The sequence below is a fragment of the Methylobacterium sp. 77 genome, assembly GCF_000372825.1.
Classification (GTDB): domain Bacteria; phylum Pseudomonadota; class Alphaproteobacteria; order Rhizobiales; family Beijerinckiaceae; genus Methylobacterium.
On record NZ_KB910516.1, the window covers coordinates 1,364,799 to 1,380,337 of the forward strand.

The 15,539-nt window shown below is 67.9% G+C and carries 14 protein-coding genes; 2 read left to right on the forward strand and 12 right to left on the reverse strand.

Features of this window, described 5'->3' with window-relative positions:
* Positions 1-27: 27 nt before the first annotated feature.
* From A3OK_RS0106445 to A3OK_RS0106460, 4 genes are all read right to left on the reverse strand, one after another.
* Complete coding sequence (locus A3OK_RS0106445) at positions 28-1,338, reverse strand: MFS transporter (protein ID WP_196805468.1); 1,311 nt, start codon at positions 1,336-1,338, stop codon at positions 28-30.
* A gap of 62 nt (positions 1,339-1,400) precedes the next feature.
* Positions 1,401-2,150 (reverse strand): NADPH-dependent F420 reductase, encoded by a 750-nt coding sequence (locus A3OK_RS0106450; RefSeq protein ID WP_019904125.1) that lies wholly within the window; start codon positions 2,148-2,150, stop codon positions 1,401-1,403.
* On the reverse strand, positions 2,134-3,063 hold the full coding sequence (locus A3OK_RS0106455; protein WP_026596995.1) for an aldo/keto reductase: 930 nt from the start codon (positions 3,061-3,063) through the stop codon (positions 2,134-2,136). The genes A3OK_RS0106450 and A3OK_RS0106455 overlap by 17 nt, the downstream gene beginning before the upstream one ends.
* 67 nt (positions 3,064-3,130) lie before the next feature.
* On the reverse strand, positions 3,131-3,418 hold the full coding sequence (locus A3OK_RS0106460) for an MTH1187 family thiamine-binding protein (RefSeq protein WP_019904127.1): 288 nt from the start codon (positions 3,416-3,418) through the stop codon (positions 3,131-3,133).
* A 241-nt stretch (positions 3,419-3,659) separates the two neighbouring features.
* Here A3OK_RS0106460 and A3OK_RS0106465 point away from each other — a divergent pair, with 241 nt between their 5' ends.
* The gene (locus tag A3OK_RS0106465; RefSeq protein ID WP_019904128.1) at positions 3,660-4,034 is read left to right on the forward strand and encodes a hypothetical protein; all 375 of its coding nucleotides are present in this window, start codon (positions 3,660-3,662) and stop codon (positions 4,032-4,034) included.
* Between the two features lie 111 nt (positions 4,035-4,145).
* Here A3OK_RS0106465 and A3OK_RS0106470 read toward each other — a convergent pair whose 3' ends face one another.
* The 4 genes from A3OK_RS0106470 to A3OK_RS0106485 all read right to left on the reverse strand — a co-directional run bounded on the left by A3OK_RS0106470 (position 4,146) and on the right by A3OK_RS0106485 (position 8,431).
* Complete coding sequence (locus tag A3OK_RS0106470; protein WP_019904129.1) at positions 4,146-4,610, reverse strand: hypothetical protein; 465 nt, start codon at positions 4,608-4,610, stop codon at positions 4,146-4,148.
* Positions 4,611-4,734: 124 nt separating this feature from the next.
* Entirely contained in the window at positions 4,735-6,513 is a 1,779-nt protein-coding gene (locus A3OK_RS0106475; RefSeq protein ID WP_019904130.1) for a monovalent cation:proton antiporter-2 (CPA2) family protein, read from the reverse strand.
* 80 nt (positions 6,514-6,593) lie between these two features.
* Positions 6,594-7,532, reverse strand: coding sequence for a pirin family protein (locus tag A3OK_RS0106480; RefSeq protein ID WP_019904131.1), 939 nt, complete (start codon positions 7,530-7,532; stop codon positions 6,594-6,596).
* A 68-nt stretch (positions 7,533-7,600) separates the two neighbouring features.
* The gene (locus A3OK_RS0106485; protein WP_026596996.1) at positions 7,601-8,431 is read right to left on the reverse strand and encodes an alpha/beta hydrolase; all 831 of its coding nucleotides are present in this window, start codon (positions 8,429-8,431) and stop codon (positions 7,601-7,603) included.
* 288 nt (positions 8,432-8,719) lie between these two features.
* On the opposite strand from A3OK_RS0106485, the gene A3OK_RS0106490 reads away from it, so the two are divergent.
* On the forward strand, positions 8,720-9,643 hold the full coding sequence (locus A3OK_RS0106490; protein WP_019904133.1) for a LysR family transcriptional regulator: 924 nt from the start codon (positions 8,720-8,722) through the stop codon (positions 9,641-9,643).
* Between the two features lie 85 nt (positions 9,644-9,728).
* Here the strand turns inward: A3OK_RS0106490 and A3OK_RS0106495 are convergent, their stop codons facing one another.
* From A3OK_RS0106495 to A3OK_RS0106515, 4 genes are all read right to left on the reverse strand, one after another.
* Positions 9,729-10,523, reverse strand: coding sequence for a helix-turn-helix transcriptional regulator (locus A3OK_RS0106495; RefSeq protein ID WP_019904134.1), 795 nt, complete (start codon positions 10,521-10,523; stop codon positions 9,729-9,731).
* A 70-nt stretch (positions 10,524-10,593) separates the two neighbouring features.
* The gene (locus tag A3OK_RS0106500) at positions 10,594-11,169 is read right to left on the reverse strand and encodes a class GN sortase (RefSeq protein ID WP_026596998.1); all 576 of its coding nucleotides are present in this window, start codon (positions 11,167-11,169) and stop codon (positions 10,594-10,596) included.
* Positions 11,166-13,319, reverse strand: coding sequence for a marine proteobacterial sortase target protein (locus A3OK_RS0106505; RefSeq protein WP_019904136.1), 2,154 nt, complete (start codon positions 13,317-13,319; stop codon positions 11,166-11,168). Before A3OK_RS0106505 ends, A3OK_RS0106500 begins: the two co-directional genes overlap by 4 nt.
* 782 nt (positions 13,320-14,101) lie before the next feature.
* On the reverse strand, positions 14,102-15,118 hold the full coding sequence (locus A3OK_RS0106515) for a zincin-like metallopeptidase domain-containing protein (protein WP_019904138.1): 1,017 nt from the start codon (positions 15,116-15,118) through the stop codon (positions 14,102-14,104).
* Positions 15,119-15,539: the final 421 nt, after the last annotated feature.

Below are 15,539 nucleotides of genomic sequence, written 5' to 3' on the forward strand. Positions count from 1 at the left end.
CGCAGCCCTCCGGGTGCCCGATACCCGTCAGGATCGATCGTCCTTGAGCGCACCGTCCGGCTCGCCCGCTTTCTCCATCGCGGCTCGCCGCGCCTCCTGCCGGCGCCCGAGCCAGAGGCTGCTGGCGAGCCAGGCCACCGAGAGCGGCACCGCCGTCAGCGCCACGGCGGTCGAGCCGAGGCCGAGGGCCGCGATCCCGTTATAGGACCAGGCGCCGATCTGGTCGCCGGTGCGATAGACCACGGTGTCGATGAAGGTCTTCGCCTTGTAGCGGTCCTCGCGCGGCACCACCGTGAACAGCACCTCGCGGATCGGCCGGGCGATGGCGAAATTGCCGGCCCGTCGGAAGACCTGGAAGGCGACGATCGCGGTGATCGTCGGCGACACGGCCAGAGCCGCGAATCCGAGGATGCTGGCCGCCGGCAGGAGCGCGAGGGACGGCCCAACCCCGATGCGCCGGACGATCCGTCCGGTGAGGAAGAACTGTACGCCCAAGGTGAGCAGGTTCACGAGGAGATCGACGCTGGCAAAGAACGCCGTCTGCGCTCCGCGATCGGGGAAGCTGCGCTTGGCGATGCCCGCCTGCTCAAAATACAGGAAGGTCGAGGTCACCGAGAACAGCAGCAGGAACAGACCGATATTGAGGAGGTAGGGCGAGCGGAGTGTGCGGGTGATGCCTGCGAGCGCACTCCCGCCGATGGCCTCCGACGGTGCCGTATCGCCAGAGACGGGAGCCCGGTTCAGGCGGTCGGACAGCCTCGCGAGGCCGCGCATGCTGAACACCGCCGCTTCGAGGAGGAGAGCCGCGCCTAGCAACAGGACCCAGGTCGGCACGTCGCGGGCGAGGATCGCCGTGGTGGCCGAGCCCGCGATCGCCCCGAGGGTCGCGCCGGCGGCGATGAAACCGAACAGGCGCTTGCCCTGCTCGGTCGAGAACACGTCGACGATGGTGGCCCAGAACACCGAGACCACGAACAGGTTGAAGATCGACAGCCAGATGAAGAAGGCCCGTCCGACCCAGATGTCGCCGTCGGGGCCGGCGAGATAGAGCGCGCCGGCAAAGAGCACGATGTTGGCCGCGAAGAAGCGGTAGGTCAGCGGCACGAACCGGGCGCGCGGCAGGGTCTTCACCAGCCAGGCGAAGGGCACGTTCAGGACCAGCATGCCGATGAGCGTGCCGGTGAACAGCCAGGGCAGGTTCTCGAGGCCGCTGGCGACCCCCATCTGGTCGCGGATCGGGCGAAGGACGTAATAGGCCGCGAGGATCGAGAAGATGTAGGCCCAGGACCACGCCAGTGCCGGCACCTCCTCGGCCCGCACGTCGATGAGCCGGCGCAGCCAGGGCGGAACGTAGCCGCCGCTCCCGGCGGAAGCCGGATCGAGCGCGACCGGCTTTTCGCTCAACGCGTGACCCCGAGGTGCGTCCGAAGCTCGTCGGCTTTCAGGTCGAGACCGAAGCCGGGGGAGCCCATGGCGAACGTGTCCGCCTTCGCCAGAGGCCCGACCTCCACCGGATCGAACCCCGCATCCCTGACGAGCTGGGCCGCAATCGCCAGCGCCTTGGGGTCGTCCCCGGCGATGGGGATCGCCATGGAGCCGCCCTCGCGATGGGCGTTCTTGGCGAAGATCTTGTAATTCGCCGCGTTGAAGCCGCGCACGACCTTCGCCCCGCTGAGGTATTTGGCCGAGACCGCCGCGATCCCGCTGGCCTGGACCTCGCCGAAGACGTCGCCGTCGCGGGCCTGCGTCGCGTTGCCGGCGTCGATCACCACCTTGCCCTTGAGCGCGCCGGCGTAATCCTGCGCCAGCTGCGGATAGGCCTTGTAGGGCACGGCGATGAAAACGACGTCTCCGAAGGCGATGGCTTCGGCCGGATTCCCCGCTTTCGCCTTGGGGCCGAGCCCTTCGACGATACTTTTCAGCTCCTCGGGATGACGCGAGGACAGCATGACCTCGTGCCCCGCCTTGGCCCAGAGTCCGCCGATGGTGCTGCCGATGTTGCCGGCCCCGATGACGCCGATGCGAACCGGCTGCGCGGCGGTCTGTGCCGAGGCGGGAAGGCCAGCGGCGAGACAGCTCGACGCGAGGATGAGAGCGCCTCCCAGGACGAGGGCGGCACGGCGGGTCAGGGGGTCAGAGCGCGTCGACATAGGCCTCCATTCGGGTTCGCTGGGTGGCGTCGGGCAACCGACCGCGCGCCGCGCCGAGATTGTCCTCGACATAGGCCGCCTTGGCCATGCCGGGGATCGGGCAGGTCACGGCATCGTGCGCGAGGACGTATTTGAGGAAGAATTGCGGCCAGCTCGCGCAGTCGAACTCGGCGGTCCAGGGCGGCAATTCGCGCCCCTGCACGGCCTTGAACAGGCGGTCGCGTCCGAACGGCACGTTCACCATCACCGCCATGCCGCGGTCCTTGGCCAGCGGCAGGATGCGCTCGGCGGCGCGGCGATCGTCGAGGGCGTAATTCACTTGGATGAAGTCCATCGCCTCGCGCCGCATCACCGCTTCGAGATCCGCGAACTGGCTGTCGCGCCAGACCGTGACGCCGAGATAGCGGATCTTCTTTTGTGCCTTGAGCTCCCGCAACGTCGCGAGGTTCGCCTCCGTATCGATGAGGTTGTGGACCGCGACGAGGTCGATCCGGTCGGTGTTCATGCGCCGGAAGGAGCGCGCGATCTCGGCCGCACCGCCTTCGCGGCCGGGTGTCCCGACCTTGCTGCAGAGGAACACTTTCTCGCGCAGGCCGTCCTGCGGCAGGATCAGGCCGAGGACGTCCTCGGCGGTGCCGTAGCTCGGCGCCGTATCGATGACGGAGCCGCCGAGCGCCACGAACCGCCGGACCGCATCGAGCAGGGGAGCGACCTTGTCTTGGACCGGCTCGACTTCGTAGCGGCGAGACGTCCCGATCCCGATGGCGGGCAGGGTCTCGCCGGAGGAAGGGATGGCGCGTCGGATCAGCCCGCCCTCCTCCGCCCGTGCCGTCGAGACCGACCGCTCCAGCATCGGCACCATCAGGGGAAGCAGGCCGGATCCGGCCAGGAACGCACGTCGGGAGGGCTGCATGCCGGCTCGGTCCTCATGGGGATCGGACAGCACCAACGCACGGCCCCCCGCCAAGGTGCCGAGGGTTTCAGGACACGGCCGTCAGCTTGTCGGCCATGGACTGTTCCTTGTCCCGTCGCGACGAGAAGGCCATGGTGAAGAAGACGCGCTGGACGCCGAGCTGGCTGAGCCTGTCCTCACAGAGTTCGATGAGCCGGCAGATGTCGGCGAGTTCGCCTTCGATGTTGGTGCCGTTGGCGTGCATCTCGGCATTGAGGTGGCTGGCCTCGATGATCGTCTTGATCTCCCTGACGTAGGAGGAGACCGAGGGGCCGACGCCCATGGGCACGATGCACAAATCCGCGACGACCTTCATGACACGTCTCCTCGTTATCCTCGGCTCACGGCGATCGCTCAGCGTCCGCCGGGGCCTGCGTCGTTACAGCATCGCTCCGGATACGGCATCCGGGGCGACGCTGTAGGCTTTTGATAAGGCAGCATCTTTCTTCGAAAACCGGTTCCCGCTTCTCGGGGGGATGCTCCGGCGACCAGGCAGCGACGGGAACGGCTGGGCTCCTGCCGTGTTGATGGGCATACCTCACAACAGGAGATTTCGAATGCGTAAGCTCGCAATCCTCTCGGCTGCAGCCATCAGCCTCGGCGCCCTCGCTGTCGCCCCCGCGGAAGCTCGCGGCTGGGGCCATGGCGGCGGATACGGTCACGGCGGTTATGGCCATGGCGGTGGATACGGCCGCGGCGGATATGGTCGTTACAGCGGCGGCTACGGTCGAGGCTATGGCTATGGTGGACGTCGTGGGATCGGGCCGGGTGCCGCCATCGGTCTCGGCGTTGCCGGTCTCGCAGCCGGTGCCATCGCGGCGGGCGCGTATAACGGTGGCTATGGTGGCTACGGTTACGACCGCCCGGTCGGTTATTACGGCGGTGGCTACGCCCCGGTTTACGGTGGGTATGGCGGCTATTACGGCTACTGAGCCGAAACCGGATATTCGGAAGAAGGGGTCGCCGCAAGGCGGCCCTTTTTCGTGATGTGACAGGGTTTCCGCAGCAACCATCCGGGTCGGATCCGGCCCGGTGCCGCGGCATCAGGGCGGCGCGAAGATCGTGATGTTGCTGTTGAGCTGGTAGGCCGCCGTCGGTGGAGTGTTGACGAGCCGCAGCCGGACGGGGCTCTCGCCCAGGATGGCTCCGAAGGACGGGGTCACCGTGATGGGAAAGCAGCGGGACAGGACATCCATCGCGGCATCTTCGTAGTGCTTTCGCGCGTCCCGGTCGCCTTCGAGTCGACGGGCCGTCACCAGGGGAGCACCGCGCAGGGAGCCGGTCTTGCCGATGCCGAAACGGAACGCGATGAGCGATCCTTTCGTGTCCGGCGGTACCGACCAGCATGAGGCGAGCCTCGCTCGAAGGTCCGCCCAGTTATTCACGGCCGATGGCGCTGCGTTCGGCTGCGCCGGGACCGAAATCGGCATCGCCGAGCAGGATCCGGCGAGCAGCGCCGCGACGAGTCGGCGCGTGAAGATCGGCCGTCGTACCGGTCTGATGCTCATGCCCCGTATTCTAAGCACCGGCTCGGCGCGGAGCAAAACAGGCGGCCCTCAACCTCCGGCCAAGGCTACCTTTCCCGTCGATCGCCGGCCTCGATGCCGGCGATCAGAGGTCGGTCGAGAGATCTCAGCCGACTTCCTGTGCCTCGGCCGCGTTTCCCCGGATGAGGCCACGCCCGGCATAGATGCCGCCGACGGTCTCCATGTCGAGACGCTCGGTGTCGCGGCGGCGAACTTCACCCATGACCGCATTGGCCGATTCCGGCTCGTCCCCGATGGTGAGCAGCGCCTGTTCGCCGAAGGCCAACGCCGATTCGAAGGTCTCGCGAAGCTGATAGGCGACACCGGCATGGATGAGCTCGATCGCATGCTCGCGATCACGGGCACGCGCGAGGACGGGCACGAGCGGAAACTCGGCCTTCGCGATCTCGGCGATGCGCTTGGCGGCCTCGCGGTCGTCGATGCAGATGAGGATCGCCCGCGCGGTCGCGGCCCCTGCCGCGTGGAGGATGTCGAGGCGGGCGCCGTCACCGTAATAGACCTTGAAGCCGAAGGTCTCGGCGATGCGGATATAGGCCGGGTTGGTGTCGATGATCGATACGGAGCAGCCGCGCGAGATCAGTGGTTGGCTGACGATCTGTCCGAACCGGCCAAAGCCGATGATCAGGGCACTTCCGACGAGATTCTCCGGCACATCGACGCCGGCCGTCGACACCGAGGCCTTGGGGCCGAGCCTGTCGAAGGCGATCACCATCAGGGGCGTGATCGCCATGGACAGGATGATGGTCGCCGTCAGGATCGCGTTGGTGGTGCCGTCGATGATCCCGGCGCTCGTCGCGGCGGCGTAGAGCACGAAGGCGAACTCGCCGCCCTGCGCCATCAAGGCCGCTCGCTCCATCGCCTCGGGATGCGAGGCCCGCAGGAGGCGGGCGACGGCGTAGATGACGAGGCTTTTGACGATCATGTAGGAAGCGACGCTCGTCAGGATCAGCGCCCAGTTCGCGGCGATGATGGTGAGGTCGAGGGACATCCCGACGCCGAGGAAGAACAGGCCGAGCAGGATGCCCCGGAACGGCTCGACATCGGCCTCCAACTGGTGCCGGAAACTCGATTCCGACAGGAGCACGCCCGCCAGGAACGCGCCCATCGCCATGGACAAGCCGCCGAGCTGCATGGCGAGAGCCGAGCCGAGCACGACGAGCAGGGCCGCGGCCGTCATCACTTCTCGGGCCTTCGATGCGGCCAGCAGGCGGAACAGGGGGTTGAGCAGCCAGCGTCCGGCGGCGACCAGCGCCGCGATGGACCCCAGCGCGATGGCGATGGCCAAGACGCGGTCCATCGTGCCCGTCCCTTGCCCGCCGGCTTCCTGCCCGCCGGGCGCCAGCAGCGCGACGATGGCGAGCAGCGGCACGATGGCGAGATCCTCGAGCAGCAGGATCGCCACGATGCGCTGGCCCTTCGGGGTCGAGAGCGACCCGCGCTCTTCGAGGAGCTGCATGACGATGGCCGTCGAGGTCAGGACGAAGCCGGTGCCGGCCACGAACGAGACGGCGAGCGGGAACCCCATGGCGACACCGACGAGGGTGAGAGCCGCGATGCAGGCGGCGACTTGGGCGAGGCCGAGCCCGAAGATCTCGCGCCGCATGCCCCAGAGCCGCGACGGCTCCATCTCCAGTCCGATGATGAACAGGAACATCACCACGCCGAGTTCCGCCACGTGCAGGATCGCGTGGGCATCCGAGAACAGGCCGAGGCCGAACGGGCCGATGGCGAGCCCCGCCACGAGGTAGCCGAGGACCGAGCCGAGCCCGATGCGCTTGAAGACCGGGACCGCGACGACGCCGGCCGCGAGGAGGGCCACGACCTGGACGAGTTCGCTCGCGGCACCGGACGCTTCAACAGCCATGTTTTCCAGGTATCCTCTGTAAGGCAAGGTAAGGCGGGCGGCAGCTCGGCCCGACGCGTCGGGCCGAGCTCGGAGAGTGTTCAGGGATAGCGCACGGGCGGAGGGGATTCCGGCAGCGGGATGAACTCGGATTCGCCCGGCACGGTGTCGAAACGGGCCTGGCGCCAGTCTTCCTTGGCCTGCTCGATCCGCTCCGGTCGCGAGGAGACGAAGTTCCACCAGAGATGGCGCGGGCCGTCCATCGGCTCGCCGCCCAGCACCATGAAACGCGAGGCCTCCGTCGCCCGGACGCTGATGCGGTCGCCCGGATTGAAGACGAGGAGCTGGCCGGGACCGAACCCGTCCCCGGCGATCTCGATCGCGCCCGAGACGGTGTAGATCGCACGCTCGTCATAGGTCGGGTCGAGGGGCAGCACCGCGCCCGCCTCCAGCGCCACGTCGGCATAGACCATCGGGCTCGATGTCCGCACCGGGGACTTGGCGCCGAAGGCTTCGCCGGCGATCAGCCGGACGATCTTGCCCTCGCCGGTGAGGATCGGCAGCGCCTCGGCCTCGTAATGTTCGAAGGCGGGGGCGGTCTCCTCGTCCCTGCCGCTGAGTGCGACCCAGCTCTGGATGCCGAACAGCTTCGAGCCGGTCTGGCGGAGATCGGCACCCGTGCGCTCCGAATGGGTGATCCCCCGGCCCGCCGTCATCCAGTTGAGTTCTCCCGGACGGATCGGCAATTCCGTTCCGAGGCTGTCCCGGTGCATGATCTCGCCGTCGAACAGGTAGGTGACGGTGGAGAGGCCGATATGCGGGTGGGGCCGCACGTCCATGCCCTGGCCGAGGAGGAATTCCGACGGCCCCATCTGGTCGAAGAAGATGAACGGGCCGACCATCCGGCACTCCGTCGAGGGTAGCGCACGCCGGACCGCGAACGAGCCGAGATCGCGCGAGCGCGGCACGATCAGGGTCTTGATCGCGTCGCAGGTGAAGTGATCGCCCGGAACCGGGTCGTCCGCACTGTGCCAGCTCATTGCCTGTTCGCCTTCTGCGCGATGCTCTCGAAGAGTGTTGTGGTTTGCGGGGCCGATCCGGGGCCGCCTCAGGCCTTGAAGAAGGCCAGCAGGTCCGGATTGATCACGTCCGCATGTGTCGTGCACATGCCGTGCGGGAAGCCCTCGTAGGTCTTGAGCGTGCCGTGCTTCAAGAGTGGGTGCGACAGCAGGGCGGCATCCGCGATCGGCACGATCTGGTCGTCGGTGCCGTGCATCACCAGGACGGGCACGTCGATGGCCTTCAAATCCTCGGTGAAGTCCGTCTCCGAGAAGGCCTTGATGCAATCGTAATGCGCCTTGGCGCCGCCCATCATGCCCTGGCGCCACCAATTGTCGATCACGCCCGGCGAGACTTGCGCGCCCGCCCGGTTGAAGCCGTAGAACGGACCCGCCGGCACGTCGCGGTAGAATTGCGCCCGGTTGGCCGCGAGCGCGGCGCGGAAGCCGTCGAAGACTTCGATCGGCAGGCCGCCGGGATTCGCCGCGGACTTCACCATCACGGGCGGCACGGCGCCGATCAGCACCGCCTTGGCGACGCGGCCGGGTTCGGCACGGGCGACATAGTGGGCGACCTCTCCGCCACCCGTGGAATGGCCGACATGGATGGCGTTCCTCACGTCGAGGGCGACGACGAGTTCGGCGACGTCGGCCGCGTAGGTGTCCATCTCGTTGCCGGTATCGGTCTGGGTCGAGCGACCATGGCCCCGGCGATCATGGGCGATCACGCGATAGCCTTTCGCGAGGAAGAACAGCATCTGGCTGTCCCAATCGTCGGCGCTGAGCGGCCAGCCATGATGGAAGACCACCGGCTGGGCATCCTTCGAGCCCCAATCCTTGTAGAAGATCTCGGTGCCGTCCTGCGTGGTCAACATGGGCATCATGGCTCTCCTTCTGCTTGCGTGACTGCGATTCGAACAACGAATACCATCGATGCCGGAGCGTCGGACAAGGGTGTCACTCTTTGGAATGGAGCTCGGCGAGCGCCTCCCCGTCGCGCCGCCGATGACGGCGCGATCCGCGAGGCCGTACCGAACCACGTCATCCGCCGCCTGTCTGTCGGGCTTGTCCGTCGCCTGCCGCGTGGCGTGTCTGCGATGGAGGCATGATACGGCTTGTCACCGAGCTGTAAAACAGAAACGATGGAAACCCATCGTTTCTGGAAATGTATGATGCGGTTACCCGACTTCGAGGCCTGGGCGATCTTCGCCAAGGTGGTGGAGACAGGCTCCTTCGGCAGGGCCGCGTCCGATCTCGGCTTGTCGAAGGCGACCATCTCCAAAGCCGTGACTCGCCTGGAAGTCCGCATCGGAGCGCGCCTCTTCCACCGGACCTCGCGCAAGCTTTCGCTCACGGAGGCGGGACAGGCCGCCAAGACCAGCGCCGCGCGCATCCTCTCCGAAGGGGAAGCCGCCGAAGCGGAGGCCAGCGCCGGCGCCTCCGAACCGCAGGGCCTGGTGCGGCTCGCCGCGCCGATGTCGTTCGGTGTCCTGCACGTCGCGCCCCGGCTGCCGGACTTCCTGAGCCAGTACCCTGCCGTGTCCGTCGATCTGCACTTGAGCGACGCCGTGGTCGACCTCATCGGCGGCGGTTTCGATATCGGATTGCGGATCGCCGCACTGCCGGATTCGTCTTTGCGCGCCCGTAAGCTCTGCGCCGTCCACCGTTCGCTCGTGGCGACGCCCGGTTACCTGGAGCGGCACGGCCGGCCGGAGCATCCCGACGATCTCGTTCGGCATGCCTGCCTCGGCTACGCCTACCTTCCGACCCCGGATCGCTGGCGGTTCACGGACGGTCGAGGCACCGAGGCCGTGATCGCCCCGAAAGGCCCGATGCGCGCGAACAATGCCGACGCCTTGGCGCCCGCCCTGCGGGCCGGACTCGGCCTGGCGGTTCAGCCCGACTTCATGATCTGGGACGACCTGAAGGCCGGCAGGCTGGAGCGCGTGCTGCCCGACTGGTCCCTGCCGCCGATCGCCCTGCACCTCGTCATGCCGCCGGGCGAATTGCGCCCTGCCCGCGTCACGGCCTTGATCGCCTATCTGGCGCAGGTGCTGTCCACGGCACCCTGGGCCGGGTCCGAACGTCCCTGACCCCGCGCGACGGTCGGGCGCGATCTTCGGCGGGTCGAAACCGAACCGCGCCGGGGTTTCCGGAGTCAGGTTGGTTCGGGTCGGCTCAGCCGAACAAGACCCCGTAGCCCTCCTCGAACACCCGTCCAAGTCGGCGGCGGTAATCGGCATAGGCCGGCATGCCGGATGTCACGCGTCCGTAACTGAGGTCCGGGCCGGCCGAAGCTTCGGGGATGAGGGCGAGCGGAGCTGCGGCTGGGGTCAGCTGAGTGCCGCGTCCCGCATGCAGCGTCGTGAGCAGCCCGAACATCTCGCCATGGATGGTCGGCCGGCAGAGCACGGCGAGGCGGCACTGCCCCTGCCAATTGGTGACGAGGTAGATCATGCCCGACTGGTTCGGCACCGCGACGCTGCCGGTCTGCGCGAAAGGGGCATCGCTCCGTTCGGCCTCGCGGAAGGCAAGGCGCGCACTCGCCGCATCCCACGCGATCTCGGTGCGATAGGCAAAGACCGCATCGGCCAGGCCGAAGGACGGTCGCAAGGTCAGGTAGCGCCCCTCGAGCCAAGCGGCGGATTCCCGGGAGTAGGAGCCGAGTTCCGATGGGGCATGCCGCGTCTCGGGTGCCGCGCTCACGGGCTCGGCGCCGTTGCGCAGGCGCTGGCCGAGCGCTTCCTCCAGGCGGATGGTGGTGGCGAGCGTGAAGGGCCGGCGACCGGCCAGTGCCTTCTCCAGGGTCGAGACGCTGATCCGCGCCAGATCGGCGAGCGTTTGGCGGGAGATCCGGCGACGGGCGAGCGCCTCGCGCACGGCCTGGGCAATGGCGCGGCTCTGGCCCTCGGGCAGCTCGGTCTCGGGTTCTTGCCCGGTCTCGGACTTTTGCACGGTCTCGGGTTTTTGCACGGTCTCTCGGCTCGTCGCTCGTCTCCGCTGAGATCCGCACGAAACCGCACAGGCTGGCAAGAGCAGTGGGTCAGTCTCCGTCGTCCACCGCCTCTGCCTCCACAACCAGGCGCAGCGGCCCCTGCACCAGGCCATCCAGCGGCCAGCATGTCACGAGGGCGATGTTCCGTCCCGGGGCGGCCTGATCGATGCCCGATGCGTCCCAGGACACGATCCGGCTGCCGCCGATCCGGAAACGGACGGTGCGTCCGTCTCGTCGGGTCACCGAGACGACATCGCCTGGTTTCACCGCTCCGAGCCCTGCGAATTGCGTATCGCGATGGGCCGCGAAGATGGCGGTGCCGGGCTCGCCGGCCTCCGGCGTCCCGTCGAGATGGCCGGGGCCGAAGGCCAGGGCCTGCCCGCTGCCGCCGCGCAGGGCTATGAAGCTTCGTCCCGCCAGCGTGAGGCGGGCCACCGGCTCGGTATCGGCCGATGGCCAGGGCCGTACCGGGCGGCCCTCGGCGATGCTTCGGGCGAAGGCACGCTCGAGAAGCACCTGCGCGAGCGCCGCCTTGGCGGGAATCCAGGCGGCCCCGATCAAGGTGCCGAGGCCCGCGAGGACGAGGAGGGTGGCGAGCACCCTCCCCCCGGTCGTGCGGCTCATTGGACCCCCCGAACCCGGCGAAGGGTGAGCAATCCGCCGAGCAGCAGGACGAGACCCAGGAGGATTTGCGCCCGGGTGCCCGCCCCGGTCTGGGGGAGTGGGACCGCCGGGGCCGGAGCCGTGGCCTGGGCAGGGATGAGAGCCGCGCCGCGCTCCTGCGGCCGCTGGATGGCCCGTTCGCCGAAGACCTTCGCGAAATCCCAGCCCGCGGGCAGGTTCAGGGGCAGATCGGCTGCGACGAGGGGAGTGCCGCTCGGCCGGCGCGGCGTCGCGTCGACGGCGACGAGGCTGGTCAGGCGGGTCATCAGCTTGTGCGTCAGGGCGAGCTGCAGGATCGTGGCATCGGCCTGGTTCGCCATCACGCGCCCGGTGACGCGAGCGGTTTCGGCCTCGCCGATCTTCGAGCGTGCCCAGACCTTCGAGATGCCCTCCCCCTCGGCGGCGTCGGCCAGGGACACGCTGGTCTGCCATGGCGCGTCGCCGATGCGGCCCGTCACGGTCAGGGTACCCGACGGGTCGGCAATCTCGGCCGCGAGCACCACCGGCTCACCGCGATAGAGGTCGGGCAGCGGGTTCGGGGTGATGTCGCCCCCATTCGACAGGGTGGCGGCGAGATCGGTGACGGCGGGGTTCTCGAGCTTGGCATAGAGGCTGCGGGTGCGCTCCGCGACCTGATCGACGGTGTGGATCGCGGTGTAGCTGCCCCGGCCGATCTCGGCGGCGTGACGCATCAGGTGTCCGTTCGGAGCCGACCCGATCCCGACCATGAACAGCCGGCTCCGGCCGAGGCCGTCATGGATCGCGGCGAAGATCTGGTTCTCGTTGCCGATGGCGCCATCCGTGAGGAAGACGATCTGGCGGACGCGGCTCCGATCCTCAGGATGGCTGTCGGCGAGCGCCGCGCGGAGGGGAGCGAGCATCTCGGTGCCGCCGCTCGCTTCCAGTCCGGCGACGAAGCTTTCGGCCGCCCGCAGATTCTCCGGGTTCGCCGGGACCGGCTCCGGAAAGAGCTGGCTCATGGTGTGGTCGAAGCGGATGACGGTGAATTGGTCCCGGGGGGTGAGACGGGCCAGGCCGGCGAGCAATCCGGCCTTTGCCTGCCGCATCGATGGGCCGGACATCGACCCCGAATTGTCGATGACGAAGACCACGTCACGGGGCTGGCGCTGCGCCGCAGTCGCGTCGGGCGGGGTGAGGGTGGCGAGGAGATAGGTGCGGCCGGCCACAATCTCCCGGAACAGTCCGAGGCGCGGCTCCATGCTCGGCACGGGTTCCCAGGTGAGCTCGAAGTCGCGGTCGGCGGGGACGACCCCGTCGGCCAGGGTCACGCGCCGGGAATCCGGACCGGTCTCGTCGATCTGGAGCGGGTGCGTGGCGCTTCTCAGCGTGTGGATCGGAAAGCCGGCCTGGAGCCGCACCGTGATACCGACAGGATTGACCGGGGCGGAAAGGGAGGGGTCGAGAACGGGCGCGTTGATCCGGTGGCGATCGGGCACCGGGTCGGAGCTCGTCTCGTCACGGGCCGAGACGAGCTCCGCTGCGGCAGGGGCCGGGCTGTATCGGGGCGCCACCACCAGGGGCAGGCGCAGGGAGCGGGTGCCCCCCGAAAGGGCCACCGTCTGCTGGTACTCGATCTGCACCAGCACGGTCTCGCCCGGTCCGATATTGGCGACGGTGTTGGTGAAGACGTTGGGCCGCTCCTGCTCGGTCAGGGCCGCGCTCCGTCCGGCCGCCTTGGCGGCCTCGTAGATGCGCTTGGCCGCCGCGCGTTCGCGAATCTCGGCGACGATCACCTTGTCGCCGATCACGAGCTTCATCGTATCGACCGCCGAATCTTCCGGCAGCGGGAAGAGGTAGGTCCCTTCCACCCAGGATCCGGTGGTGTTGCGGAAGGCCTGCGTCACCACCGTGCGGGCGGTCGGGCCGCTGACGGTGACGCTGAAATCGGTGCTGAGGCGCGGCGCCTCTACGGGCGCGGCGGCATCCGGCCCGCGCAGAACCAGGCTACCGCTCGACGGTGCCGGCAGGGCACTGGCCGAGCAGATCGAGATGAGCAGCGCGAGAAGCGCCAGGAACAAAGGCGAGACGGACCGGACGATCCCGGTGCCATCCGCTGAGCGGAGGCGCGTGGTGAGACTAGAGGGCAGCATGGGCGTGATCTCCGGGCTTCCGGCACGATGGCCGGCGCGTCACAGAGGTTCACCCGCGCATCGAAGCTTCGCCACGGGACGCTTCTGCCAGTCTCGGGCCGCACCCGGACGACCTCGCCCGGTGCAGGCGGATCTGTGCGGTTTCTGTCCGGTCCCGTGCGGACAATGCGGTTCCGCTCCGCCCTCGAGTTCGCCCGGTAACCTCGCCGCCCGGCCACACGCCCCCTCCCCCTGACGGTCGTCGCCAGCATGCGGCAGTCGGCTTTGGTAAGAGGTGGGTCCAGTCGCGAGCCGTGGGCGTCTTCGACGAGGCAGCCGTTCGTTCCTGGCTCGGGTCAGTCCGGGAGCCGGCAGCACGATGGTCTCGCCGGGTCCGTGCCACTCCGCGAAGGCCGCGTGAACGTTCTCTGTGGGGCGAAGACCTTCACCGAAGCCGATCTCCTCGCCACCGCGGTCATCTCGGCGCTCGAGGATCTCCGCCCTGCGCGCATTGCCGGCCAGCGCGTCGTCATATGAGGTCGTCCTGCTCGCCCTTTCACGCTACTCAGGCGAGAAATCAGGCAGCAAAAAACCCGCCAAGTCATTGACCGAGCGGGCTAAAAGCAGTGGCTGGGGGACGAGGATCCTGTTCCCGTTGCCAGCCTCGGATAAACCTAAGCAAGATCAATGACTTGCCGCGCATATCGGCTGGGGATGTGTAGCAATGAAGTGGGCAGTTGGCAATTGCCTGCGCTTCGTCGATCGCCAGGATTTTGGTGTCGCTATATCGCCTCCCAACTCACTCACTGGCGGTTGGCAGTAGCTCGCGTTCGGTTCGCCGCGCGCATTGGTGCTGATCCTACTGACACACCCAAAAAGGTGGTTGCTGCCGCGGATGGTTTAACGAGCGCGGATGCGCCGGTGGCGTCGCTTCGTTCGGCTAATACCTCCGCGTTTGGTTGCATGTCGGCCAGATAGTCGGCGGCGCGTGAGCCTTGCGTGGCGGCGGTTGCGAGTGCGTGGGGGTCGGCGCGTAGGAGGGGTGCCCAGGATGCGCAGTATGCCGCGTGGTTGGAGTGCGGGACGCGGGCAATCCCAAGGTCGGCCAGGATGAAGGCGGCGCCAAGCTCGGCCACGAGTTCCTCGGCTGCGTAGCTGTGGGCGCCGAAGCGGCCGGTGAGGTCACGGGCGAGTCGGTGGGGTGTTCCCGTCCAATGAACGAGTTCGTGCGCGAGCGTGCCGGCGTAGCCCTCGGTGGAGTGGAAGGTGGTGCGGGTAGGCATGCGAATTGTGTCGGTAGCGGGCACGTAGCAGGCGCGTGTGCCGCCCTCGTGGATTGTCGCGCCGGTGTCCGTGACGAAGCTGTCGAAGGCTGGGGGCGGCAGTATGGTTGTGCCGCTTGATGGCAGGACCACTTGGGTGGGGGCTGTGTCGACCTGTGCGACGTTGAACACGTTGGCGGCGCGGGCGACGAAGGGGACGCTGCCGGGCTTCTTTGAGCCGTTTGTCTCTGCCGCTGCGTCGGTACCTCGGGGCAGCTCTTTGTAGAACAGTACGAGCGTGCTGCGTTCGGCTCGACGAACCTGGGCTCCGAGCGCTGTCCATTGACGATAGGTGGCCCACCGCGCGTCCGTGTATCCGTTGGCCTGCGCCGCGCACCAAAGCGCAAGGATGTTGATGCCACGGTACCGACGAACCGTGCTGGCATTGCAGGGCATCGGGTCTGCGCCGTGCCAGGGTAGTGTCCATGAAGCGGGGTCAGCCGTCTCCAGCTGCTCCAAAATGGCGGCGGCAACACGGGTGTGCAGGTCGTTTGGCATCAGGATAGTTCCGGTGGGCCCTGTAGGGCGGCAATCCGGGTTCCCGCTGGGGCGGCGGTTTTTCACGGTTGGCAGTGTCGCCCTGTTCGTTAGGCCGGCGGCAGCGTGTCCGTGCTTCGGCTCCAAGCCATCGGCGTATTCGTCTGTCTTCGCCCGGATCTTGGTGAACGTTTGAGGGAGGCCGGCTTGCCTAGGGGCAAGGCTTTGCCAGGCATTGGCAAAGCCTTGCATCAAACCGAGGGGTCCGGATCTCGGAGCCACGCCGTCGGTCGACCGGCGGATCGAAGGTGCAACCTTGTTATAGGCGAGGCCGGGGTTGTGCTGACGGCCTTTGCGCACCGCTTCCCGCCACCTTGGACGGACAACGCGAACGGACCCTACCCGCTCGATCCGCTGGCATCGGGGTCGTTCTGGAGGTCTG